Origin of the sequence: Glaciecola sp. KUL10 (assembly GCF_003203515.1) — a bacterium.
Classification (GTDB): Bacteria; Pseudomonadota; Gammaproteobacteria; order Enterobacterales; family Alteromonadaceae; genus Glaciecola.
This window is the reverse complement of sequence record NZ_BGNG01000005.1, coordinates 1-23,420: the sequence shown is the minus strand read 5'-3', so window position 1 is coordinate 23,420 and position 23,420 is coordinate 1. Positions and strand designations below refer to the sequence as shown.

Annotated in this window: 18 protein-coding genes and 1 rRNA gene; 10 read left to right on the top strand and 9 right to left on the bottom strand. The window is 40.6% G+C overall.

The genetic code is table 11. The annotated features are described in order from the left end of the window. Positions 1–90 precede the first annotated feature (90 nt). The gene (gene pomA / locus KUL10_RS09725) at positions 91–852 is read left to right on the top strand and encodes a flagellar motor protein PomA (protein WP_110428746.1); all 762 of its coding nucleotides are present in this window, start codon (positions 91–93) and stop codon (positions 850–852) included. Then, positions 852–1,778 (top strand): flagellar motor protein MotB, encoded by a 927-nt coding sequence (locus KUL10_RS09720; RefSeq protein ID WP_110428745.1) that lies wholly within the window; start codon positions 852–854, stop codon positions 1,776–1,778. The genes pomA and KUL10_RS09720 overlap by 1 nt, the downstream gene beginning before the upstream one ends. Positions 1,779–1,851: 73 nt before the next feature. Here KUL10_RS09720 and KUL10_RS09715 read toward each other — a convergent pair whose 3' ends face one another. Genes KUL10_RS09715 through KUL10_RS09700 form a run of 4 tightly spaced genes read right to left on the bottom strand, consistent with a single transcriptional unit; the run spans position 1,852 to position 5,921 of the window. Continuing rightward, positions 1,852–3,111, bottom strand: coding sequence for a cyclopropane-fatty-acyl-phospholipid synthase family protein (locus KUL10_RS09715; protein ID WP_110428744.1), 1,260 nt, complete (start codon positions 3,109–3,111; stop codon positions 1,852–1,854). A 16-nt stretch (positions 3,112–3,127) separates the two neighbouring features. Continuing rightward, entirely contained in the window at positions 3,128–3,856 is a 729-nt protein-coding gene (locus tag KUL10_RS09710) for a DUF1365 domain-containing protein (RefSeq protein WP_110428743.1), read from the bottom strand. Next, the gene (locus tag KUL10_RS09705) at positions 3,853–5,145 is read right to left on the bottom strand and encodes an NAD(P)/FAD-dependent oxidoreductase (RefSeq protein ID WP_110428742.1); all 1,293 of its coding nucleotides are present in this window, start codon (positions 5,143–5,145) and stop codon (positions 3,853–3,855) included. The genes KUL10_RS09710 and KUL10_RS09705 overlap by 4 nt, the downstream gene beginning before the upstream one ends. After that, positions 5,145–5,921 (bottom strand): SDR family NAD(P)-dependent oxidoreductase, encoded by a 777-nt coding sequence (locus KUL10_RS09700; protein ID WP_110428741.1) that lies wholly within the window; start codon positions 5,919–5,921, stop codon positions 5,145–5,147. The genes KUL10_RS09705 and KUL10_RS09700 overlap by 1 nt, the downstream gene beginning before the upstream one ends. A 227-nt stretch (positions 5,922–6,148) precedes the next feature. On the opposite strand from KUL10_RS09700, the gene KUL10_RS09695 reads away from it, so the two are divergent. Genes KUL10_RS09695 through KUL10_RS09685 form a run of 3 tightly spaced genes read left to right on the top strand, consistent with a single transcriptional unit; the run spans position 6,149 to position 8,043 of the window. Then, complete coding sequence (locus KUL10_RS09695; RefSeq protein ID WP_110428740.1) at positions 6,149–6,715, top strand: LON peptidase substrate-binding domain-containing protein; 567 nt, start codon at positions 6,149–6,151, stop codon at positions 6,713–6,715. A gap of 58 nt (positions 6,716–6,773) precedes the next feature. Continuing rightward, positions 6,774–7,388: a sigma-70 family RNA polymerase sigma factor gene (locus tag KUL10_RS09690; protein ID WP_110428739.1), complete on the top strand. Its 615-nt coding sequence runs from the start codon at positions 6,774–6,776 to the stop codon at positions 7,386–7,388. Then, positions 7,381–8,043: a ChrR family anti-sigma-E factor gene (locus KUL10_RS09685; RefSeq protein WP_110428738.1), complete on the top strand. Its 663-nt coding sequence runs from the start codon at positions 7,381–7,383 to the stop codon at positions 8,041–8,043. Before KUL10_RS09690 ends, KUL10_RS09685 begins: the two co-directional genes overlap by 8 nt. Before the next feature lie 64 nt (positions 8,044–8,107). On the opposite strand, the gene KUL10_RS09680 is transcribed toward KUL10_RS09685, so the two are convergent. Further along, on the bottom strand, positions 8,108–8,875 hold the full coding sequence (locus KUL10_RS09680) for an outer membrane protein assembly factor BamD (protein WP_110428737.1): 768 nt from the start codon (positions 8,873–8,875) through the stop codon (positions 8,108–8,110). Between the two features lie 191 nt (positions 8,876–9,066). Here KUL10_RS09680 and rluD point away from each other — a divergent pair, with 191 nt between their 5' ends. The 3 genes from rluD (at position 9,067) to clpB (ending at position 13,533) form a co-directional block, all read left to right on the top strand. Beyond that, positions 9,067–10,074, top strand: coding sequence for a 23S rRNA pseudouridine(1911/1915/1917) synthase RluD (gene rluD / locus KUL10_RS09675; protein WP_110428736.1), 1,008 nt, complete (start codon positions 9,067–9,069; stop codon positions 10,072–10,074). Continuing rightward, positions 10,074–10,874: a peptidoglycan editing factor PgeF gene (gene pgeF / locus KUL10_RS09670; RefSeq protein WP_110428735.1), complete on the top strand. Its 801-nt coding sequence runs from the start codon at positions 10,074–10,076 to the stop codon at positions 10,872–10,874. Before rluD ends, pgeF begins: the two co-directional genes overlap by 1 nt. A gap of 88 nt (positions 10,875–10,962) precedes the next feature. Next, the gene (clpB, locus tag KUL10_RS09665; RefSeq protein WP_110428734.1) at positions 10,963–13,533 is read left to right on the top strand and encodes an ATP-dependent chaperone ClpB; all 2,571 of its coding nucleotides are present in this window, start codon (positions 10,963–10,965) and stop codon (positions 13,531–13,533) included. Between the two features lie 64 nt (positions 13,534–13,597). Here the strand turns inward: clpB and prsT (KUL10_RS09660) are convergent, their stop codons facing one another. The 4 genes from prsT (KUL10_RS09660) to KUL10_RS09645 all read right to left on the bottom strand — a co-directional run bounded on the left by prsT (KUL10_RS09660) (position 13,598) and on the right by KUL10_RS09645 (position 21,452). Then, a complete protein-coding gene (gene prsT, locus KUL10_RS09660) occupies positions 13,598–16,384 on the bottom strand; it encodes an XrtA/PEP-CTERM system TPR-repeat protein PrsT (protein ID WP_110428733.1) in 2,787 nt (928 codons plus the stop codon). Between the two features lie 83 nt (positions 16,385–16,467). Beyond that, positions 16,468–17,376 (bottom strand): exosortase-dependent surface protein XDP1, encoded by a 909-nt coding sequence (gene xdp1, locus KUL10_RS09655; RefSeq protein WP_110428732.1) that lies wholly within the window; start codon positions 17,374–17,376, stop codon positions 16,468–16,470. A 241-nt stretch (positions 17,377–17,617) separates the two neighbouring features. After that, complete coding sequence (gene prsT / locus KUL10_RS09650) at positions 17,618–20,461, bottom strand: XrtA/PEP-CTERM system TPR-repeat protein PrsT (protein WP_110428731.1); 2,844 nt, start codon at positions 20,459–20,461, stop codon at positions 17,618–17,620. Between the two features lie 46 nt (positions 20,462–20,507). Continuing rightward, the gene (locus KUL10_RS09645; protein ID WP_110428730.1) at positions 20,508–21,452 is read right to left on the bottom strand and encodes a hypothetical protein; all 945 of its coding nucleotides are present in this window, start codon (positions 21,450–21,452) and stop codon (positions 20,508–20,510) included. Positions 21,453–21,737: 285 nt separating this feature from the next. Between KUL10_RS09645 and pssA the strand changes: the two genes are divergently transcribed. Both pssA and KUL10_RS09635 read left to right on the top strand, forming a co-directional pair. Next, positions 21,738–22,541 carry a CDP-diacylglycerol--serine O-phosphatidyltransferase gene (pssA, locus tag KUL10_RS09640; protein WP_110429008.1) on the top strand — a complete coding sequence of 268 codons (804 nt, stop codon included), beginning with the start codon at positions 21,738–21,740 and terminating at the stop codon, positions 22,539–22,541. Between the two features lie 677 nt (positions 22,542–23,218). Next, positions 23,219–23,420: ribosomal RNA gene (locus tag KUL10_RS09635) — 16S ribosomal RNA — on the top strand; the annotation flags it as partial.

The following is a 23,420-nucleotide window of genomic DNA, read 5'->3' as shown; positions in this document are numbered from 1 at the left end:
TACAAGAGCTAGTAGAAAATACATTGAAGCACCGAAGCATCCTTTTTCAGTCTTTAATGAAGCGATTACTTCAAGTAACGGGAGTCACAAGTGGATTTAGCAACCATTATCGGCATGATTGGTGCCATTGGTTTTATTGTCATGGCGATGGTGTTAGGCGGTGATTTAGCCATGTTCTTCGATGTGCCATCAACGCTTATCGTATTTGGTGGGACCACCTTTGTGACCTTATCTCAGTATCCACTTGGTCAATTTTTAGGAGCGGGTAAAGTTGCAGGTAAAGCATTTTCATTTAAATTGGCACCGCCGGAAGAGCTAATCGCAAAGATTGTCGAAATGGCTGATGCAGCTCGCAAAGGAGGGTTCCTTGCTTTAGAAGAAGCTCAGATTGATGATGCGTTCATGCAGAAGGGCGTTGATATGTTGGTTGATGGACACGATGTAGATGTTGTGAGAGCAACGCTTGGAAAAGATATCGTTAATACGACTGAGCGGCATGATGCAGGTGCGCAAATCTTCAAAGCAATGGGAGATATCGCTCCTGGCATGGGCATGATCGGAACGCTTATTGGCTTGGTTGCTATGCTTTCAAATATGGATGACCCAAAGGCTATCGGGCCTGCGATGGCGGTAGCATTGTTAACCACTATGTACGGTGCATTATTAGCAAACATTATCTGCCTTCCAATCTCGTTTAAACTTGGAGTAAGAGGGTCTGAAGAGAAGCTCAATCAACAACTAATTCTCGATGGCATACTAGGTATAGCTGACGGTCAAAATCCACGCGTAATCGAAGGTGTTCTTAAAGGTTATATCGCAGAAGGTAAGCGCGGCACGGCGGAGGAAGCGTAATGGAAGACGAATGTCCCAAATGCCCCCCCGAAGGTCTGCCCGCATGGATGGGAACCTTCGCGGATTTAATGTCCTTATTGATGTGCTTTTTTGTATTGTTATTGTCATTTTCAGAAATGGACGTGAAAAAATTTAAACAAATCGCTGGCTCGATGAAATTCGCTTTTGGTGTACAAAACAAGCTAGAGCTAAAAGATATCCCAAAGGGTACAAGTGTGATTGCGCTTGAATTTAGACCGGGTAAGCCAGAACCAACGCCTATCGAAAGTATTCAGCAAATTACTCAAGATATCACTAAACCGATGCTTAACTTTCAAGACGGGGAAGAAGATTCATCTGGGGGCACTCAAAAACAACGGGGCACTCTTCGAGGCGGTCAATCTGCTCAAACTGCCAATCAACAAGCGGCGGCAGCGTCTTCAAGTTCGGAAAACGAACAAACTGAGCAAAATAAGAAAAAAATCGAAGAGCTTCTCCAAAAAGAGATCAAAGATGGTGCGATTGATGTCGAAAGCTTGGGGCAACAAATTATTATTCGCATAAGAGAAAGTGGTTCATTTTCTGCTGGCTCAGCGTTTTTACAACCTCAGTTTGTGCCAGTAATAAGGCGGGTAGGTCTTTTGTTAAATGATATGCCAGGTGAGATTGTAGTATCCGGTCATAGCGATAGTACAAATATTTCAAATGAGTTGTATCGTTCAAATTGGGATTTATCGGCACAAAGAGCGGTGGCAGTTGCAGAAGAACTTAGACGTGCTCAAGGGTTTGACGAAAACAGAATGAGAATTGAAGGAAAAGCATCTACTCAACCCATGGAAGTCGAAGACACCGCCGAAGCGCGTGCACGCAATCGACGCGTTGAGATTCAAATCATGCAAGGTAAACCAATGTTTTCTGATCCGATATCGGTATTGGAACCACAATAAGTTTCGCAAACTACTATGCTAAAAAGGCGATGCTGTCGAGCATCGCCTTTTTAGTGTTACCAAAGTTGATGAGCTAAACGGTTCTAATTACCTCATCCCTATGCCCAGGTTTGCAAATGACTAGTTGTACAGTGCTGATAACCCGCTCCAAAAAACCACCTTCGCAATAATTCAAATAATACTGCCACATACGCATAAAACGCTCATCATATCCATCGGCAAGCAGCGCTTCTTTACTGCCATCAAAAGCAACATGCCAGTCTTTTAGTGTTTTGGCGTAGTCTATGCCGATATCATGTAAATCGCGCACCATAAAGTCGGTATACTTTTTTAAATGTTCGCTGATAATCAGTTGCGAGGGCAAAAAACCACCGGGGAAGATATGCTTTTGAATAAAATCAACGCTGTTTGAATAGCTGTCATAACGTTTGTCATTAATTGTAATAGCCTGAAGCAACATCAAACCATCAGGTTTTAACAATGAAGAACATTTTTCGAAGAAGTTTCTCAAATAACGTTTACCCACCGCTTCGATCATTTCAATAGATACCAGCTTGTCGTATTTTCCGTCAAGCAGCCTATAGTCCTGCTTTAAGAGCGTAATCTTGTCTTCTAGGCCTTCTTTTGCAACCCATTGTGTCGCCCAAGCGTATTGTTCTTCTGATATTGTCGTCGTGGTCACTCTACAGCCGTAGTTTTTTGCAGCATACACTGCTAAACCGCCCCAACCAGTACCGATTTCCATAAGATGATCACTTGGTTTTAACTTTAACTTGTCACAAATCGACTTCAACTTATAGGTTTGCGCTTCATTCAGGCTTGAATTAGCATCTGGATATATCGCCGCAGAATACATCATCGTTTCGTCTAAAAACTTGGTATACAGTTTATTACCCAAATCATAGTGCGCCGAAATGTTCTTTTTTGCTTGGGCCTGATGATTGCGATTCGCAAAGTGTTTGAGCTTCAAAAAAGGCATTGTTAGCCATTTGAATTTGTTTTCCCACTCATCAAGCGTCGGTAAGTTTCTGGCAAAAATGCGAATCACATTGGTTAAGTTAGGTGAGTCCCATAACTTATCGGTGAAGGTTTCACCTGAGGCGACACTGCCACCTAACATTAAGTGTTTGTATGCTTTAGGATCAAGAATATCGACTTCGGCATGAAGTTTATCGGCTTTGTTGCCAAAGTGAGCAACCAAATGCCCATTTTCTGTCAAGGTCAATTGACCTTCGGGTAATTTTTCCAATGCGCTCATAAATAATGAACGATAAAGCCTGTCCATATAAGACAGGGTTTCGGGATTGGTTAAAGTATGTTCACCGTGAGACATTTAGGTTTTCCTTACTTTATTGATGCATGTAAATAGGAACACGTTTAAAAAAGAGTTTAGTCGCTTGCCAGTATATTCCCAGTACGGTTTTGATAGTCATGCTCGGAATTGATAATAGGCTTTTACGTAAATTTGCATTATTGAGTGCTTTTTTTTCTAAATTTAGTGCAGCTGTAAAATGCTTTTCTTCTTTGACGCAGGATAATTGCAAACGCAAGCGCTCGCTCGGTTGTTGTACTCGCCATTGGTATTGCATATCCATGGGGTTAAATGGCGAGACGTGAAAATTTTTGTCTTGGTCTTGTTGGTCGTCAAGGTCAACCAAGTAGTGGTGACGTTCATTCCAAGGTGTATTGCTAACTTCTGCTAACAAATGAGAAAAGTGGCCGTTGGCTTCGCGCAGGTAATAAAAATTCACTGGGCTAAAATACATGCCAAAGGTACGCGCTTGCCCAAGAAAAAATATCTCACCTGCCAACTTTGTTCCCTTCAGTTCTGACATTCGATTAAGTACCGAGGTTTGCAAGCAAACATCGGTACCTAAATAGTCATCTCTGATAAACTTAACCCAAGACCACTTGTCTTTATTTGTCGAAAAGTTATTGAGCGTCGACGATAGCTCTGGAATTTCGCTTAGCTTGAGCCAGTACAGATAAATTTGGTAATCAAACTTATGCGTTTTTGGAACAAAGCGCTGGTGGTGCACTTTACCCGTGTAAATGGCACTTTCTAATTTGCCAGTCACAGACTTTCCCCGAAGCGTTTACACACATCTAATGCGCTTCTTACGCCGTCTTCGTGAAATCCGTTGTACCAATAAGCGCCACAGAAATGCAATCCATCTTTTCCGCACACTTCTTCACGGCGCGATTGGGCAGCAACCATCTGTGGACTAAATTGTGGGTGAGCATAGTGATAGGTACCTAAAATCTTGCTCGAGTCGATAGCCGCAGTGTTGTTTAAGGTAACGCAAAAGGTCGTATCAGACTCAATTCGTTGCAGAATATTCATATTGTAGGTCACACTTGCTGGCTTTTGACTTTCACCTTGTGTACCACAAATTTCATAATTCCAGCTTGCCCATGCCAAAGGTCGTTTGGGCAATACATTTGTGTCAGTGTGCAAAACCACTTCGTTCATTGAATATGGAATAGCGCCTAGTACGTCTTCGTAGTCTTTATGGTTAAGCTCGTTACTTTCATTTAGCTGTAACATCTTCATTGCTTGGTCACTGTGGCATGCAAACACAACCTCATCAAATTCTAGGCTTTGTTCGCTTCCTTGATTCAAAAAAGAAACATGATAGCTACCATCTACCTTTGTCACGCTTTGAATCGGCGAAGACAGCTTTATCTTGTCTTTATAATTTGCCGTTAAGGGTTCAATATACTGTTTTGAGCCACCAACTAAGGTTCTCCATTGAGGTCTATCAGTAATATTGAGGAGACCGTGGTTGTTGAAAAACTTTAAAAAGAATGACAAGGGAAAATTAGCTGAAGCTTCCAAAGAAGTGGACCATATAGCTGCGCACATCGGCAAAATATAGTTTTCTGTGAAGCCCTTACTCAAGTTGTTTTGTTCTATAAACGCTAACAAGGTAATGTTTTTGCTAGGTTTATTTTCAGCTAGGTGCGCTTTACACAGCTTATTGAACTTAACAATATCCAACACAATTCGCCAAAAGCTTGGGCTGATAATATTTCGTCTCTGAGCAAATAAGCTATTGATAGTATTACCATTGTATTCAAGGCCACTTGCCAGGTTTTTAACGCTGAAGCTCATCTCTGTTGGTTGATTCACTACACCTAGCTTATCGAGTAGTTTGATGAAATTGGGATAAGTCCAATCGTTGTACACTATGAATCCCGTATCAATAGCGTATTGTTTGCCGTTTACGTTTACTTCCTTTGTTGCGGTATGGCCGCCGACATAGTCGTTAGCTTCAAATACCGTGATATCATGCTGTCTGTTGAGTAAATACGCACACGTCATGCCTGATATACCTGTGCCTACAATGGCAATGCGTTTCTTCATTATTTATTTTTCTCTTGTTTCGCGTTGTTTTTTTCTAGTTCTTTTTTTGCAGCGTTGACCGCTTGTTGTCGCATCGACACACATAGTTTTCTTTGTATAAATTCTGGAAGTAGATTCAAAAACCTAATAATCGCGCTGAATCGCCGTGGGAAATACACACTTGAGCGATTCGAAAGTATGCCGTCAAGCATGTATTGCGCAGCTTGTTCCGAACTGATTAGCATTGGCATAGGAAAGTCATTTTTATCGGTCAATGGTGTTTTAACAAATCCAGGTGATATGCTTTGTACCTTGATGCCTTTGTCGGCTAAGTCTACTTCCATAGTCTTTGCGATGTAGTTCAACGCAGCTTTGCTAGCCCCGTAGGCTTGGCTTCGAGTGAAGGGCAACAATCTGGCTAAACTGTCAATAAAGACCACTTTATTCCCCGCTTTAAAATTGGGGAGCAAGGCGCCCATCACATTGACGACACCGAATACGTTTGCATCAAAGACTCTTTTGAACATGTCTGGTTCGACCTTAGAAACATCCACATATTCACAAGTACCAGCGTTTAAAACGGCGATGTCACAACGAATGTCGTTTAGTGCTTCTCTGGTTGATATTTCGTCTATTACATCAAAACGACATGTTTCAATATTTTGACATTGAGCTAGCTCAGCAAGTTTATCTTCATTGCGTCCACAGGCGATCACTTGATGACCGTTTTGAGCGGCAAGTAATGCGAGTGATTCACCCAGCCCTGATGTTGCGCCTGTTATTAATATTCTTGCCATTTATACTTTGCCTCTTGAAATACTTGGGCTTGCGCTCTAAACCGTAAACATTTATGTGAAGTTAGACGTTTGCACATTATTATTTGATATAAACCGTTTTACCCGTCTAAGTGTAGTAGAGATCATGAATTAAATATTTTTAATTCAGTGCTTTGCGAATCTAATTATCATTTGTCTGCGTAATTAGCTTTGTAAATTTGAAAGAAAATGAGAGTCGAGTGAAAAAAATGAAGTTACCCCTGTTCCCACTATCAGCGCACATCCTTCCAGAAGGAAGAATGTCTCTGCGGATTTTTGAGCCACGCTATACGCGGATGGTTAAAGAAGCATGTCAGAACGATACTGGATTTGTAATTTGCATGTTGAATTCGAAAGGTGACAAAACAACTAATTCTCACATTTTCCCAGTGGGTACATTTTGCAAAGTCATCGATTTTGATGTCCTCGATGATGGCCTTCTCGGCGTTACCGTAGAAGGTGAACGTTGTGTGACTATCGAAAAGATAGAAACTGAGGCTGATGAATTAAGAGTCGGTGAGTGCACATGGAGTGAACCATGGCAGTGCGGTTTTGAATTGGAAGACATTCAGCCAATGGATAAAAGACTTGCAGAAATATTCGAAAAATTTCCGGAAGTAAATGGGCTTTATGAACAGGTTAAATTAGATGACCCAATGTGGGTGATAAACCGGTGGTTAGAGCTTTTGCCAGTAGATGCTGAACAAAAGCAACACTTCCTGTCACAAAAAGATTGCAGCCAGATTGTTGAATATTTATCACAACTTATTGAATGATCTTTTCCAAAAGTGTAAACGTATACTACAGTTATAATCACAAATAGGTAATAGTGTAATGCTGATCGGAATTCCATTGGAAAACAAAAAGCCAGACGTAAGAAAGCCGAAAGACTGCGCCGCTGAAATGTCAGCGTATTTAGTGACGGTCGCGGAAGAACGTTGCAAAGCATCATTCGCCAAAATTTTTGGTTATTTTGCACCTCGCCTTCGCTCATACGCACTTAAACAAATGGGCAACGAAGCGCTAGCAATGGAATTAGTTCAGGACACTATGTCTAATGTTTGGCAAAAAGCTCATTTGTTCAACGCAGAGAAAGGTTCTCCATCGACTTGGATATTCACGATAGCGCGAAATATACGATTCGATATGTTGCGCAAACTTCAAAATCGAAAAGAGGACGTATGTTCAGACGACCTTTGGCCGGTGCTTTGCGAACAAACTGCTGATCCGAAGGAGCAGTCACTAGAAGAGAAAATCACCCTAGAAGAAGTGGGGCAGTATTTTAACAATTTGCCTGCTAAGCAGAAAGCGGTGATAGAAGCGATTTATATTGAAGGCAAGTCTCAACAAGAGGTTGCGGATGAATTGTCCATTCCGTTAGGAACAGTTAAGTCAAGGACACGTCTTGCGCTGCAACGTTTAAAGGACATGCTCGAAACACATGATTAATTTTCACCCAAACAATCAACAGCTAGCGTTGTTTGCGGAAGGAAACTTATCTCCTGCAGAGGCGTTGATAGTATCGGCACATTGCGACATGTGTGAGCATTGTCAAAGGATCGTGCAATTCCACACTGAATCGGTCGCCGAAGACCTGTTTGCAGACGATGCTGACGGTTCAATAGACTTCGATTCTATGATGAGCGAAATCACAAATATACATGTGGAACCGAACCAGCCGGCTAAAAGCTATTCGAAAATAATTGAGTTAGACGGTAAAGAGTTTGTATTACCAAGGTCGCTCAATAGATTATCATCCAAAATGGGTAATTGGTCTCATTTGGTTGGTAAAATTTGGCAGGCTCCTGTAGACATTGGCGGCGTTAACGTTGCAAACTTTATTTACATGGAGAAAGGTGGAAGCGTTCCAGAGCATACACACCGTGGAAGCGAAACAACGCTAGTCATAAATGGCGAATTCAGTGACGGGATTGCTGATTATGATAGCGGTGATTTTATTCAGCTTAATGGCAATCATACTCATACCCCTTTTACGCAAGCTCAAGAGGGCTGTTTGGTATTTAGTATTGTAGATAAACCGTTGTATTTTACGTCGGGTTGGGCTCGCTTAATTAATCCTTTTAGTCACTTGTTCTTTAAGTAAAACTTCATTTGTTTAGATAAAAAAGCTCTTCAGTTTGAAGAGCTTTTTTATTGGTATCTAATCGTTAATTTAAAAAAGCACTCTCTGGATAGTTTAAGCGAAGCGTTTTGGCCGCGTTATCACGCAGTTCAGGCAGATTTAGCTGGTCATAACTTTCCACCATGATTTCCAAAGCTGCTTGCACTTGATCGGTATCAGGAAAGTTTTCTATTACATATCTGCCTCGATTTGATGAGGCTACGTATGCACCGCGTCTCATATAATATCGAGCAACAGCGACTTCATAGCTCGCAAGTCTATTTTTAATGAATAACATGCGTTTTCTTGCGTCAACTGCGTACTTGCTATCGGGATACTTTTCTAATAAACGTCTAAAGTCTTCAAATGCTTCTTTTGCTTTTGATGGATCTCGGTCTGCTCTATCAACGCCAAGTAATTCTTGAAATACGTTGTTGTCTAGTTCCATATTCGTTAAACCACGCATGTATAGTGCATAATCGACATCTGCATGATTTGGATTTAAGCGCACAAAACGATCGACAGTAGCCAATGTCTGTTCGCTTTTGCCTGATTTGTAATACGAATATATTAAATCGAGTTGTACTTGGTGTGATAGAGGCCCAAAGGGAAATCTAGAATCTATTTGACTTAAAATCTCAGCTGCTAATGCAAAGTTGCCATTATCCATACTTCTTTTGGCATCTTCATAAAGCGCACCTGCTCCTTGATTAGCCAGTATCTTAGCTTGCTCGTCTTCGACAGAAGAACATCCACTTAGAGACAAAATAGAGCATGCTACAGCAGCTATCGCCGCTTGCTTAATTAACTTCATGTTTACTGTTTAACCCTTTTATTACCGCTTATGGTCTATTATCGCGAATCATCATTCGTTTTGCGTTTATAAAACGTATTTTCTCACGCCGCATTCTACACTAGCTAAATCTGATCTTACATAAAATCTTGTGTTAGGGATGTGCTTCAATTCTTGATATAATCCACATTCAATTTTTTATGATGAATGTTATGACGCAAAAAAGCCAAAACGAAGACCAAAGTGCCAGTGGGCAAGCCATCTCTTTATCGGAGATCGTGCCCGAAACTATGTTTAACCAAAGACTAGACCAATGTTTAGCAGCTTTGTTCCCTGAATATTCGCGTTCTAAGTTAAAAGAGTGGATTTTGGCTGACTTTGTTTGCGTCAATAATGAAGTGGTCAATACGCCCAGAACAAAAGTCGTAGGCGGTGAGTCTATATCAATATCAGCATTTCAAGAGGTGCAAGTACAAAACCTAGCTCAGAAAATCGATTTGAATATCGTTTATGAAGATGATGATATTTTAGTGATTGATAAACAAGCCGGTTTAGTCGTGCACCCGGGTGCAGGCAATCAAGACGGTACCTTGTTAAACGCTTTGTTGGCGCATGTACCGAGCATTGAGCATGTGCCCAGAGCCGGTATTGTGCATCGTCTTGATAAAGATACTACTGGACTAATGGTGGTGGCGAAAACATTGGTGGCTCAGACTAGCTTGGTTGACCAATTACAAGCGCGCAGTATGGGGCGTGAATATGAGGCCTTGATAATGGGCACTATGATTGCCGGTGGCACAGTTGATGAGCCTATCGGCAGGCACCCAACAAAGCGAACCGCGATGGCAGTACGAGAAACTGGCAAGGAAGCTGTCACGCATTATCGTGTGATCGAAAAGTTTCGCGCTTACACCCATTTGCGTTTGAAGCTTGAGTCGGGTCGCACACACCAAATAAGAGTCCATATGGCGCATATCAAACACCCACTTGTAGGCGATCATTTGTACGGCGGCCGACCACGCTTACCTAAAAATGCATCTGAAAGTTTTGTAGACACACTTCGTGGGTTTAACCGACAAGCGTTACACGCAGCGCAATTGACTTTAACTCATCCTATAACGGAAGAAGTAATGACCTTTAAAGCGCCAATTCCGCAAGACTTTGTTGATTTGTTGGCGGGTGTTCGTGAAGATACCAGAATTAACGGTATGGAGCTTTAGTGCAAAGCCTTTCGCTGTGTTTACCTTCGAAGCCATTAAGTGAAAACGTATATGCGTTTTCGAGTACTCGAGATATTGAAGTAGGACACAGTAAAGGCAATCAAACGCAGGATTTTAAAGCGTTTAACCTTGGTTTTCATGTGGCAGATAATCCGCAACATGTGCAATTAAACAGAGCGCTCTTAAAAGAACATGTTGAACATAGCTTGGATTCACGCTGCGAGCTAGTCTGGCTTGACCAAGTGCATTCAAACGAGATATTGTCTTTAGACAGCGAACAGGCAGTATCTGATTATCTCAAGTTATCAGAATTACCTAAGGCCGATGCAGTCTTTACCGACCAGTCCAATCTTGCACTTTGTATCATGACCGCAGATTGCGTACCGATTTTGCTAAGTGATCGAGATGGCAAGCAGATTGCAGCGATTCACGCAGGTTGGAAAGGCTTATATGCAGGTATTATTGAAAAGACCTTGGCTTGTTTTGATGCTTTGAGCGCGGACATTCAAGCTTGGATAGGCCCGTGTATTTCTCAGAATAATTTTGAAACTAGCATTGAGCTTGCAGATGCTTTTAGTGCTTATCCTAGCGCTATTATTCAAAGCGAATTAAACAGCAAATATCACATCGATCTTAAACTCATCTCCGAACTAAAACTTCGCGCACGTGGCGTCACACACATTCAAGTATCAAGCGCATGTACATATGCAAATACTGATTCGTTCTTTTCTCATCGCCGTAGCACCCACCTTGGCCAACTATCTTGTGGGCGAATGGCAAATATTATTATAAAACAGTAAATTAAACTATATTCTCCAAGTCATTGCTTGAATAAGTCAGCAGTTGTACCCATAACTTTTATGTGGAAATTTTGGAGAATTTTTATTCATGCGTTTAGATAAGTTCACAAGTAAGTTTCAAATTGCTATCTCAGATGCACAATCATTGGCTCTGGGACGAGACCATCAATACATCGAACCTGTTCATTTGATGACTGCATTGCTAAACCAGCAGGGTGGAGCCGTGCGTCCATTGCTAGATCAAGCGCAAATAAATGTGAACAGCTTACGATCTTCACTTTCAGAAGCGCTGGATAAATTGCCGCGTGTCGATGGAATCGGCGGCGATGTGCAATTATCGAATGGAAGTATCAGTTTGTTAAATTTGAGCGATAAAATTGCTCAGCAACGCAAAGACGATTACATCACGTCAGAGATTTTTGTACTAGCAAGCTTGGACGATAAAGGCGCTTTAGGAAACATATTACGCGATTTGAAGGTCGATAAAAAACAAATCGAAAAGGCCATCGATGCACTTCGAAAAGGTCAAAAAGTAACAGATCCCAATGCTGAAGACGTTCGACAAGCACTAGAAAAATATACCAGTGATTTAACTGAACGCGCAGAACAAGGCAAACTTGACCCAGTCATTGGTAGAGATGACGAAATACGCAGAACGGTTCAAGTATTACAACGCCGTACCAAGAATAATCCAGTGTTAATTGGCGAGCCGGGCGTTGGTAAAACCGCGATTGTTGAAGGTTTAGCGCAGCGTATTATCAATGGTGAAGTACCAGAAGGGCTTAAGAATAAACGCGTTTTATCGCTTGATATGGGCTCATTATTAGCGGGTGCTAAATATCGAGGTGAGTTTGAAGAGCGTTTAAAAGCTGTACTGAACGAATTATCCAAAGAAGAAGGCCGCGTCATCTTGTTTATTGACGAGCTTCATACCATGGTCGGTGCAGGTAAAGGCGATGGCGCGATGGATGCCGGTAATATGTTAAAACCAGCTCTTGCACGCGGTGAACTTCATTGTGTCGGTGCAACTACGTTAGATGAATACAGACAATATATCGAGAAAGATGCTGCGCTTGAACGTCGCTTCCAAAAAGTACTAGTTGAAGAGCCTAGTGTCGAAGATACCATAGCGATTCTGCGGGGATTAAAAGAACGGTACGAACTGCATCATTCAGTAGATATTACTGATCCTGCTATCGTGGCTGCAGCAAGCCTATCGTATCGCTACATTAGCGACCGTCAGTTACCTGATAAAGCGATAGATTTGATTGACGAAGCTGCTTCATCAATTCGTCTTCAAATCGACTCAAAGCCAGAAGAAATGGATAAGCTCGAAAGACGTATTATTCAACTAAAACTCGAAGAACAAGCGCTAGCGAAAGAAAAAGACATCGCAAGCCATAAGCGATTAGAAGTAATAGAGCTAGAGCGTGAACAGCTTGAGTTTAAGTATTCAGAACTTGAGAAAATTTGGAAGTCTGAAAAGCTTGCCATGCAGGGAACACAAGGTATCAAGGCTGAATTAGAGCAAGCTAAATTAGACTTAGAAATTGCCAGACGAGCATCTGATTTATCTCGTATGTCTGAATTACAATATGGCCGGATACCCGAGCTCGAACTTAAGCTTGAGCAAGCTGGCGAAGCAGAAACGCAAGAAACCCAATTATTAAAGAATAAAGTCACGGATGTCGAAATCGCCGATGTCTTGTCTAGGTGGACGGGGATTCCTGTTGCCAAAATGTTGGAAAGTGAAAAACAAAAACTTGTGCATATGGAAGAAGTGCTTGGCAAACGAGTGGTTGGTCAGACCGAAGCCGTTTCTGCAGTCTCTAACGCAATCAGGCGAACAAGGGCTGGGCTAGCCGATCCGGATAAACCAATGGGCAGTTTCTTGTTTTTAGGGCCGACTGGCGTAGGTAAAACAGAATTGTGTAAGTCTCTAGCAAGCTTTATGTTCGATACAGAAGACGCGATGATTCGACTAGATATGTCGGAGTTTATGGAAAAACATTCTGTTTCTCGTTTAGTGGGTGCTCCTCCGGGGTATGTTGGTTATGAAGAAGGTGGATATTTAACCGAAGCCGTTCGACGTAAACCTTACAGCGTTGTATTGTTGGACGAAGTTGAAAAAGCTCATCCAGATGTATTTAATATTTTATTGCAAGTACTCGATGATGGGCGGTTAACCGATGGACAAGGCAGAACCGTAGACTTTAAAAATACGCTTATTGTGATGACGTCTAACTTGGGATCAGACATCATTCAATCGTTTAATCAAGACTCGGAATATCAGCATATGAAAGACGGTGTCATGGCTGAGGTTGCCGGTCACTTTAGACCAGAGTTTATTAACCGAGTGGATGATATTGTCGTCTTCCATGCGCTAAACAGAGAAGAAATAAAATCGATAGCAAAAATCCAGTTGCTGGGTTTACGTCAGCGGTTAAATTCGATGGATTTAAAATTAGAACTTTCTGCAGCCGCGCTTGATGCAATTTCCGATGCCGGTTTCGATCCTGTCTTTGGCGCGCGACCTTTAAAGCGGGCAATTCAAATGCAAATTGAAAACCCGTTAGCCAACTTGTTGTTGGGAGGGGAATTGGCAAATAAAGAATTGGTGCGTGTCGACATAAAAGATGGTGAAATAGTAATTACCTAACCTGTCTGCTTTTAGTCATGACCCGTTTGAGGTCATGACTAAATAGGTGAGCATGTTTTAGCTGTTAACTTTGGTCATTTAAAAGATCTAATAAATTAAGCGCGCTTTCTCTATTTTTAAAACTTTCGGACTTAGCAAGTGCCCCCTCTAGCGTCTGCTTTGCTTCTTTTTTTCTATCAAGTTCCTTAAGTGCAAATGCAATATGATACATTGTATTAGGGTTAGAAGTATTTAACGAATATGACTGCCGCAATAAGTCGAGGCCCTCTTGCACCTCGCCCATGTTTACAAGTGACCACCCCAGTGTGTCTAAAGTCGCGCTATTGTTAGGTTCAAGCGCGAGTGCATTTCTAGCATACGTAACAGACTGTTCGAAATCTTTTTCGAGTTGATATACGTAACTCAGGTTATTCAATATTGAGGCCCTTTTAAAATAACGAGTATCTCTTAGTGCCAAGGAATAGTATGACTTGGCTTTAGTGGTGGCACCGCGACTTAAGTAATAATCTGCAAGGTAGTGATTAACAGATGTGGTAGTGTCGCTTTGAGATGCAAGTTTTTCAAAAGATGAAACAAAATGAGTTTCTTCAATACCACGCATTGCGAGGTTATAGCGTTTGTAGAGTGCCTGTTCAAAATATTTATTTATTTTTATTGCGGTGTCGTAGTAACGACTAGCTTTTACAGCGTCATTTTGTAACAAAGCAAGGTCGCCTCTTAATAGCGCGACATCAGGATTATCTTCGAATAATTCAGACAAGACTGAGATAGACGAGGTAGCTTCGCTCAATTTATCTAATGCAAGACTGTATTGAGCATGCAATCTAAGCAAATAAAAGTCGGTGGGCTTTAATTTCAGCGCGCTTGAAACGGATTTAAACGCCGCTTCTTTTTCATTTAAACGCCATTGAAGAGCTGCAAGAGTATATAGATCTTCAGGCGAGTCTTGGTGAATACTAAAAAGTGTATTGAGATCTTTAACGACATTTTCAAATTCGCTAAGCTGATAGTATATCGTTGCTCGTAATTTCAACAACTCCTCATCTAAAAAGTTTTCTCTCAAAAGCACATTGACTTCAGACAAGGCCTTAGAGAATTGGTTTAAGGCTTGGTAGTTTTCAATCTGCAATATTCTGGCTTGGCGAAAATCAGCTTGTTGCTGCAATGCAATTTCTAATTGGTTGATGCTAAGTTCAAATTCTTGAGCAGAATGAGCAATCGCCCCCAATAAATAAAGCACGTTTACTTGTAACTCTTTCTCTTGTTGAAGCACTTGAGCAAGCTGTTTTGCTTGCTCAAGTTTGCCCTGATTAAAATACACAGATGCTAAATTAAACCTAGCTTCATAGTGTTGAGGTGAAGTATTTAGTAGCTTCTTAAGAAGGTTCTCAGCTTCTGCAAAACGCCCTTGCTTAATCAATATACCCGCTTTCAAGTTCAAATAATCAGAGTTAGTAGGAGACTGTTCAAGAAGTTGATTAGATGTGGTTTCAGCAAGTTGTAATTGCCCTGTTTGAATAGCCAGCAAAGCCTTTGTAATTTGAGTTGTATTACTTGTTTGTGTGATGTTTTGTAATAATGTGAGCGCCTCTCTGTCTTTTCCTTGAGCAGACAATGATTGAGCTCGCAGTGACAAGATAAGAGGGGCTTGCTGTAAGGCTGGGTCGATGCCTCTCAATAGTCTGTTGCATTTAATGTGCGATTTCGATTCGAAATATAAGGCGCAGACCCTACTAATCAAGTCTATATCGCTTTTCAAACGCTCACTAAAAGCAAGTAACGTACTTAGTGCTGCATTCGTGTTTCCCGTTCTTGCGTATAAGTCAGCCAGTATTTTGGCTGCTTTCAAGTTATTTGGTTGATAAGTGAGGTATTTTGCAAGTTCTGTTTTCGCTTTTTCATTATTGCCCAAAGCAAAATTAGCTAATCCATTTACGTACAGAAGCCCAGAAGCTTTATCGATGATAGCATTGTCAATTAGACTCAAATCGTTAACAAGGACTTGAAGTCGTTTACTTGAACTATCAGTTTCACCACTAAGTGAGTCAATATAACTCAACAATAAACTGGCCATAAAATCCTGTTTATTATTGGCTAGTAGCTTTTCTAAGAGCTCACGAGACTTTTTTACATCATTTTCAGACAAGTACGCTGTGATCAAATCGCGCAGAACAAAAGGTTGTTCACTGTCTATCTCAATTGTTTTTTCGAGGGTTTCTATGTAAAGCTGCTTATTATCAGACAACTTGTAAAGCAGGGCTTGTGTTCTAAGTGTTTCTGAATGTGCAGCATCGATTGAAAGAGCCTTGTCCAACTGTGCTTGGGCCGCCGAAAGTTGGTTATTTGAAATAAGATATCTAGCGTATGCGTTCAAAATACTTGGATTATTTGGCCACCCTTTGAGTGCTGAATCAAAATACTCATCTGCACCGGGCTTGTCGAGCGCCTGTACTGCATTTGCTTTAAAAGAGTTGAGAAGCGCAATATTTCTGACACTAAGCCTTTCTTTTGAAAGACTTAGAATCTTATCAAACTCCCGCTGGACTACTAATGAGTTCACGTAAAACTCTATTATCAAATTTGGATCTGCACCAGCCAGAAGAGCTTCTTCAAACTCTATTATCGCTTCAGAATAATAAAGTGATAGCGCAAGTACTTTTCCCATTAATACCTTCGATGGAAGGTGATTTGGCTCATTATCAAGGCTATTTTTCAGATGTATATAAGAGGCATCAAACTGCTCGGAATTAAACGCCTTTATTGCTTTTTCGTAGTCTTCATTAATTTCACTTGCTACTAGCTGCAGAGTGAAAAAAACTAAGGAAACGAAGGCCAAAACACTGCGAAACATCAAATTACTCCTGTTGAGCTTCGATTATTAAAAATAAAAAAGGCGGATGTCAAATCCGCCTTGATGTTTCATTAAAAAACCGCTTACTTCGTTTTTCTTCTGAATACCATAGCGGCACATCCTAACGCAAATATACCTATGCTCGCAGGAGCACTAATTGTGCCAGTTCCGCCGTCAGTAAAGTCGCCGAGCTTCATGAAGTCTACACCTGCAATTTTGATGTTGTCGCTGATGTCATATTTTCCGCTTTCGTAAAAAGCACGGCTAACATTGTTTGCTGCCCCAACAAGCCAGTATTTTGAAAAAACACCAGTAGAGGCAATCGGCATTTTGTAGTATTGACCTCCACCGATGGACACTTTATCAGTCCCGTTTGCGTCAAAGCTTTCATCAACAATTTCCCAGCCATCTTGCAGGGTATCTTGCCATGTTTGTGTGCTAGAAAAAGGTGTTGAAGGATTGAATGACGAACTATTACTTGTAAGCGCCATTGCAGAGGCCTCAGCTTGCCCTTGAGAACCATAGATTGTTCCTCTTTTTTCATAGAGCTTGTAATTCCAACCTGTGTAAAGGTTGCTAAGGTTTACTTGTTCGCTAAAGGAAAGTAATAACATGTCATAGTCAAAGTCATTGTTGTCTACAGCATGATTATAGTTTGAGCCTGATTCATCATCGTTTATTGCGCCTAGACCTGAAGTGCCATACTCAGTCAATTCTGCCCTTTGGATACACTGGTCGTAACCTGAAGCATCAAAACAAGAAGAGCTGCCACCTAATGAAGACGACCAGGCCGTTATGTTTAAGCTAACGCCATGTTGTTCAAGATTGAAAAAAGTATTGTTAGCACTAACACTGTTGTCATACTTTTTGATATTTAGTTCATCAACATGCGAATTGGTAAAATTTGAACTGAATCCAAAAAAATCTGGACCGGCAATAATAGACTGACTAAAGGCGACCAAAACAGCTGATAAGACTAATTTTTTAAACATAACTTCTCCAACTTCTATCCCTTGAACTATACTTTTAAACAGTATTAAGAGAAAAAAGCGACTGCTCTACTTATTTTATACTAATTTTCAGCGTCATCGACACATTTTGGTGCGTCTTGCAAGTTTTAGGCCGATTTTTAAGTTGTTGAATTTTAATGACTTAATATACAAAAATCCACCAATATATTAGGTGTGTAAAATATGCTGACTGTATACTTGGCTAATGTTTGCCACGCTGAGCTTAAAGCAACTGGCGTAATTCTTCAATACTAGTGTTCAGTTCGGTCGAGTATTCCTCTTCAATCTGTTCCAATATTTGTCTTGCTTCAACTTTCCGTTCTAACTCATGCAATGTATAAGCGAGATGGTATTTTATAGAGTTGCTTTGCGAATTCTTGGCATAAGCCTGTCTCAGCACACCTAAGGCCGACTCATATTGCCTATCTTTTATTAAAAGCCTGCCATATGTATTTAAGATATGCGCTTGGTCGGGTGACAATTGATAAGCCAAAAGAATATGAGATCTTGCTTCTTGTGATTTGCCTTCGTCTAATAGTATGTTGCCTAGATTGTTTGAATTTCCAGCAGTATTGGGCGCATTATTTTCAAGCAAGTATTCATAATGTACCTTTGCTTCTTTGGGCCTTTTTCTAGTTAACAAAAAATCGGCAAGTAAGTTTCTATGAAAGCTTAAATTTTCATCTACTGCTAGAGACTTTTCCATTAGTTCGTCAAATGCAATATTAACTCCTTCTTTCACTGCCAACGAATACAATTTTGCTGCCGGAAGCGCTTCGCTTGGGGACAAACTTAGTGCTCTCTTATAATGCTTGGCTGCTTGTTCCTTCTCCTCATAAAATGCTAAAAAATAATCGCCCTCTAGTAACGCTATCGTTGGATCATTTGGGTATTTTACCTTTAATATTTCAAGGGTTTCATTACTTAGCTCTTTATTGCCAGAGTATATTGCTAAAGATAGAATGCGGCGCTGAACAAAATCACTTTCTTCTAATTGATAGCTCTTTTGTAGCGAAGCGATAGCATCATCAAGCGCATTAATATTTTCTTGAAATCGAGCTAGCCGAGAAAGGTCGATTGCAGATTCCTGCCATAATCCATATAAAATCCTAAGTTGCTGTTTTGCTTCTTCTATTTGTTCTAGTGCGTATAGAACGTCTGCTTTTAGTTTGATATACGTTGGTTGCAAAAAGTAGTCTCGATTGAGCTTATTTACCATAGTCAATGCTTTTTGAAACTCGTTAGTTTCAATATAATGACGAACCAAAAGCTCAAGAGGGGCGGGTTCATTGTTATAGATGGCTACCATATCAACTAGCTTAGTTTCCGCCTCTTCAAAGTTTCCTTCTAGTAAAAGAGTATTGGCTAATAGAAAATTAGCTTGGTATTCCTTTGGAAAACGCTCTACCAATTGCACAAGTAAATTTTTCGCTGTCTTTATATCACCGGTCGCTAGTGACACGCTTGCTTCATTGAGTTGTGCACTGTAGGAGTTAGGGTTTTCTTTGATTACTTGATTATTTATCTCTTTAGCATCTTCAAAACGATTAATTGAAATCAGCAAATTTGCTTTAATTGCCTGCAAGCCACGGTTTTCTTTATCGTACTTCAACCTTTCTTGAATCGATGCAATTGCTGTTTCTTGTCGACCCGTTTGTCTTAGTAGCCTGATATAGATTAGGAAGTTTTCGATCGACAACTCCTCGATTCTAAAATGATCTTTTAAAACCGTCAGTGCCTGTTGGTATCGCCCTTTCTTTTCAAGAATTTTGACATTAACAAGAGATAGCGCGGCGGTATCTGGGAATCGAAACTTTAGTAAGTCCCGCAATTGTTCGCATTTAAACACTTTGTTGTTGTCCAAATACAACTCACATAACAAAACACCTAAATTGAGGTCGTTTGATGTCAGTTCATATTGCCTGTCAAGCAGTGCCTGTGCCCTTCGATTTTGGCCTAGATTTAAGTAAACGTTTGCCAAAATTGCGATAGCATTTTTGTTATTTGGGACTTTTGATTGATAAGCTTCTAGATGCGAAAGCGCAAGTTCAAAGTTACCGGTCATAAAGGCTGATAGCCCTTGGATAAGCTGAATAGCTGTATTTTGCTCGATGAATTCGTCTCTGAATATCGATAAGTTCTGAGTGATAGAATCGAATGCTTGAGTGGCTAATAATGATTCTGAGTTAATGTTTAACAACCTCGCTTGGAACAACAACGCATAAGGATCGGACGGTGTTTGCGCAAGTATTTCGTCAACTAGAATACTTGCTTCTTCAAACGATTGCGCTCTCATTAATTCACTCGCCAAGCCTCTTTTGATCAAGGGATCTTGACTGTTTAATGAATGCGCTTTTTTATATTCGTTTAAGGCTAAATCAAAATTACCTTTTTGCTTTTCAAGCTCCCCATTTAGGTAATGATATATAGAAGAATTAGCCCCTTCATCCCTGACTAATTGAAGTGATTTTTCTGCTTTTTGAACTTGGCCCGTTGCGATGAAAAACTCAGCCTGGCTCGACAGCACTCTTAGTCTTTGAAAACTGTTTTTGAGTAGACTTTCATAGGTTTCCTGTGCTTTTCCCAATAACCCTATAGATTGGTATGCGTGGGCCTTAGCGAGCAATAGTTCCGTTGCATTTGTATCGTTCAATCGCTCCTCAGATAGCTGAAATAATTGATCGTAGTTACTTGTTTGAATATAAGATGACGATAAAGAGCTAATAATTAAATTTGGATCTGCACCTCGTTCAAGTGCTTCTTCAAATTCTTGTATGGCTTCTCGCGTGAAACCTTTTGCCAATAATACTTCTCCCATAAGTACTTTCGACGGTAGGTGCTCATCATCCTCTTGAAATGCGTTTTTTAAATAAATAAATGCCGCATCGATATCACCTTGTTTGTAGGCGCGAAGTCCAAGCTCGTAATTGTTGTTTGCTAGGGACGGAAAGCTACTGAAGACAACGAGTAAAAATATCACAATTGTTTTGAGATTAGCGCGCATATTTTTGTAAATAACTTCCATGGGTAATTTAACACGACCCGATATTAGAACAAAAAAAAGCACGCGTATATGCGTGCTTTACTACTTTGTTTCAACTTATTTTGTCAAATCACATTGCTCTTCGACGCAACAGTGCGATAAGCGCGAAGCTAAACAAGCCTAGACTTAAGGGCGCGTTGATCACGCCTGAGTTGTTCGAGCCATCTACTGAATTGCGGAAGACCAAGTTGTCTATCGCACCTGAACCAGGCATATTCAGAACAAATGATTCAACGTTAAAGAGGTTTGTGTATTCTTTTCTAACCAAGTTTGAACCACCGGTATCTGGTACATTCAGCCTAACAAGCTCAGACTGACCTTTGATAGAAAAGAAAATGGCGTTATTTGGAGACGAAGAACTGGCTTCATTTGATTCGATATCAAAAAAGTCTATATTCAAAATATCGACTGGGTTGCTAAATTCAAATTTAAAGAAACCCGCAGGTCGCGCGCCTTCATCATCGGGCCCGCAAGGTACACCGTTGCATGTGTTTTGTTCGTTTAGAATCAATACATTACCTGGACGTTGCCAAGTGCTTTGAATTTCAGCATCGTTTGACAAGTTTTCGTAATATGAAACGTATTCATCTAAGGCCGGATACAATTGTCCAGTTTCTGCGGTTACATAATTCTGAGCGCCAGTAGTTGGGTCTGTGATGCTAGTAATATTGGGGTTGTTGTTGACGTCAGCTTGGGTGACTTCTCTTACTTCTAGGTCCTCATCACGTGTATTCGTTAACGACGTGTCGAACGCTACCTGTCTACCCTCATCATGAGCTGTGGTGTCGCATATACCTGCTACTTGGTTAGTACCCTGCAAGGCTGAACCGGCAATAAGGCAGCTTGATATCTGTAGACCCCAAGCGCTATATTGATTTGAGATTACATCACCATTATTGATAGCCGCTCCATTACTACCAAAGTCAAAATCGATAACGCGAATTTCCGCGTAACCAAGTGCACTTACCAACACACTTGCGATTAACGATGATTTAAAAAAACCTTTAAAAGACACTCAATTCTCTCCTGAGACTACAACATTACTCTGATTGATAAGCATAAATCATACCGCTTGAAATTAGCTTATATAAATTAGTGTGTTACATCCATTTCTATGGCTATATCAGCCACTAACCAGTATTTAACGTAAAATATGCTGACACCTAATTCGCGATATGAACTTTCATTTTACGAACTCCAAGGGAGTAATAAATTTTTAAGTTACCAATTTGCGAATACGTTTTATCTGTTATTATATAACGAATTTGTTGCCCAACAAAGCATCGCTCTAAATAAGGTAATTATGACCAACAAACGAAAAGGTATTTATTTACTACCTAACCTACTAACGACTGCGGGTCTTTTTTCAGGATTTTACGCCGTTGTAATGTCAATGAACAATCACTTTGAGTCAGCAGCTATCGCGATATTCATTGCAATGGTATTTGATGGGCTAGATGGAAGGGTGGCAAGAATAACGAATACACAAAGTGATTTTGGTGCTGAGTATGACTCGATGGCCGACATGGTTTCATTTGGAATGGCACCAGCACTGGTCGCTTACAATTATGGTTTAACTGAACTAGGTAAGATTGGATGGCTTGCTGCATTTATATACGTGGCTGGCGCTGCTTTGCGACTCGCTCGCTTCAATACACAGGTAGGAACAGCTGATAAACGATTTTTTCAGGGGTTAGCAAGCCCAGCTGCTGCAGCGCTAGTGGCAGGTATGGTATGGGTTGGTGTTGATTATGATATAGATGGAAACGAACTGGGACTAATCGTTGCTTTGGTAACAGGCCTAAGTGGTATTTTAATGGTTAGTAACTTTAAATATAACTCTTTTAAAGAAGTTGATTGGCATGGGAAGGTTCCATTTGTAGCAATCTTAGTGGTTTTGCTTATTTTTGTTATTGTTTCTACCGCGCCGTCGTTAGTTTTATTTATTGTATTTGTTCTTTACGCACTTGCTGGACCAATAAACACCTTTAGGACTGTTGATAAAATAACATTGGAAGATGTCGTTGGTGAAGCTGAAGAAGATGCCGATTTTATCAATACTGCTTCCGAAACCAACCAAAGCGATAAAAACAAAAAGAGTTAAGCTTGGTATAGATAACATAACATGCCTTAGCGGACCACATACTGGTTTAACTGCAGGCATCTTATGCTATTTAAATTTCTACTACTCATGGTGGACGGCCTAAATATAAATCGTAATTACGACGAAGTAATGGGTTCATCGAGAAATGTGATGTGAATGCACATTTTTACATGCATATGAAATGAAAAGTATCGCACTTATAGCTGCATAAATTTCAAACGAAAAGTTTAACTTATTGTTTTTAATGAACTAAATTTTCAAATGTTTCCCTTTTGCAAATTTTATCCGATTTTTACGTGATTTTTTCAAAAATAGTGTTGACCTTAAAGTTAGCGCGTGTACAATGCGCACCTCTTCAACGAGGCAAGCCCAACAGGGCATTTACGCTACGCTGAAGCGGCAAGTGGTTTTACTTAATACGGTTTCGAAAGTCTCAAAAACTTTCAAAAAAGATTAAACAAATCGCTTGACAAAAAATAGGATGTCGGTAGTATTCGCATCCCGCTTGAGGCGGACTAAACAACGACTCAAGCCGCTAGGTAACTAGCACGTTGGTGGAATAGAAAGAAACCAACGCTTCATTAATATGAAGAGTTCTTTAACAACTTAACTAACAAGACAATCTGTGTGGACACTCGTTAAGAGTGACCATAACAAAAAACGATTTACAAAATATTTAATTGAAGAGTTTGATCATGGCTCAGATTGAACGCTGGCGGCAGGCCTAACACATGCAAGTCGAACGGTAACATTTCTAGCTTGCTAGAAGATGACGAGTGGCGGACGGGTGAGTAATGCCTGGGAATTTGCCTTTGCGAGGGGGATAACCATTGGAAACGATGGCTAATACCGCATAATAGCTACGGCTCAAAGTGGGGG

Coding starts and splice junctions, on each gene's coding strand:
- xdp1 (WP_110428732.1), bottom strand. CDS start 17,376: ATGTTTAAAAAATTAGTCTTATCAGCTGTTTTGGTCGCCTTTAGTCAG.
- KUL10_RS09705 (WP_110428742.1), bottom strand. CDS start 5,145: ATGAAGAAACGCATTGCCATTGTAGGCACAGGTATATCAGGCATGACG.
- KUL10_RS09685 (WP_110428738.1), top strand. CDS start 7,381: ATGATTAATTTTCACCCAAACAATCAACAGCTAGCGTTGTTTGCGGAA.
- prsT (WP_110428733.1), bottom strand. CDS start 16,384: ATGTTTCGCAGTGTTTTGGCCTTCGTTTCCTTAGTTTTTTTCACTCTG.
- KUL10_RS09720 (WP_110428745.1), top strand. CDS start 852: ATGGAAGACGAATGTCCCAAATGCCCCCCCGAAGGTCTGCCCGCATGG.
- KUL10_RS09690 (WP_110428739.1), top strand. CDS start 6,774: ATGCTGATCGGAATTCCATTGGAAAACAAAAAGCCAGACGTAAGAAAG.
- KUL10_RS09695 (WP_110428740.1), top strand. CDS start 6,149: ATGAAGTTACCCCTGTTCCCACTATCAGCGCACATCCTTCCAGAAGGA.
- KUL10_RS09700 (WP_110428741.1), bottom strand. CDS start 5,921: ATGGCAAGAATATTAATAACAGGCGCAACATCAGGGCTGGGTGAATCA.
- KUL10_RS09680 (WP_110428737.1), bottom strand. CDS start 8,875: ATGAAGTTAATTAAGCAAGCGGCGATAGCTGCTGTAGCATGCTCTATT.
- rluD (WP_110428736.1), top strand. CDS start 9,067: ATGACGCAAAAAAGCCAAAACGAAGACCAAAGTGCCAGTGGGCAAGCC.
- clpB (WP_110428734.1), top strand. CDS start 10,963: ATGCGTTTAGATAAGTTCACAAGTAAGTTTCAAATTGCTATCTCAGAT.
- KUL10_RS09715 (WP_110428744.1), bottom strand. CDS start 3,111: ATGTCTCACGGTGAACATACTTTAACCAATCCCGAAACCCTGTCTTAT.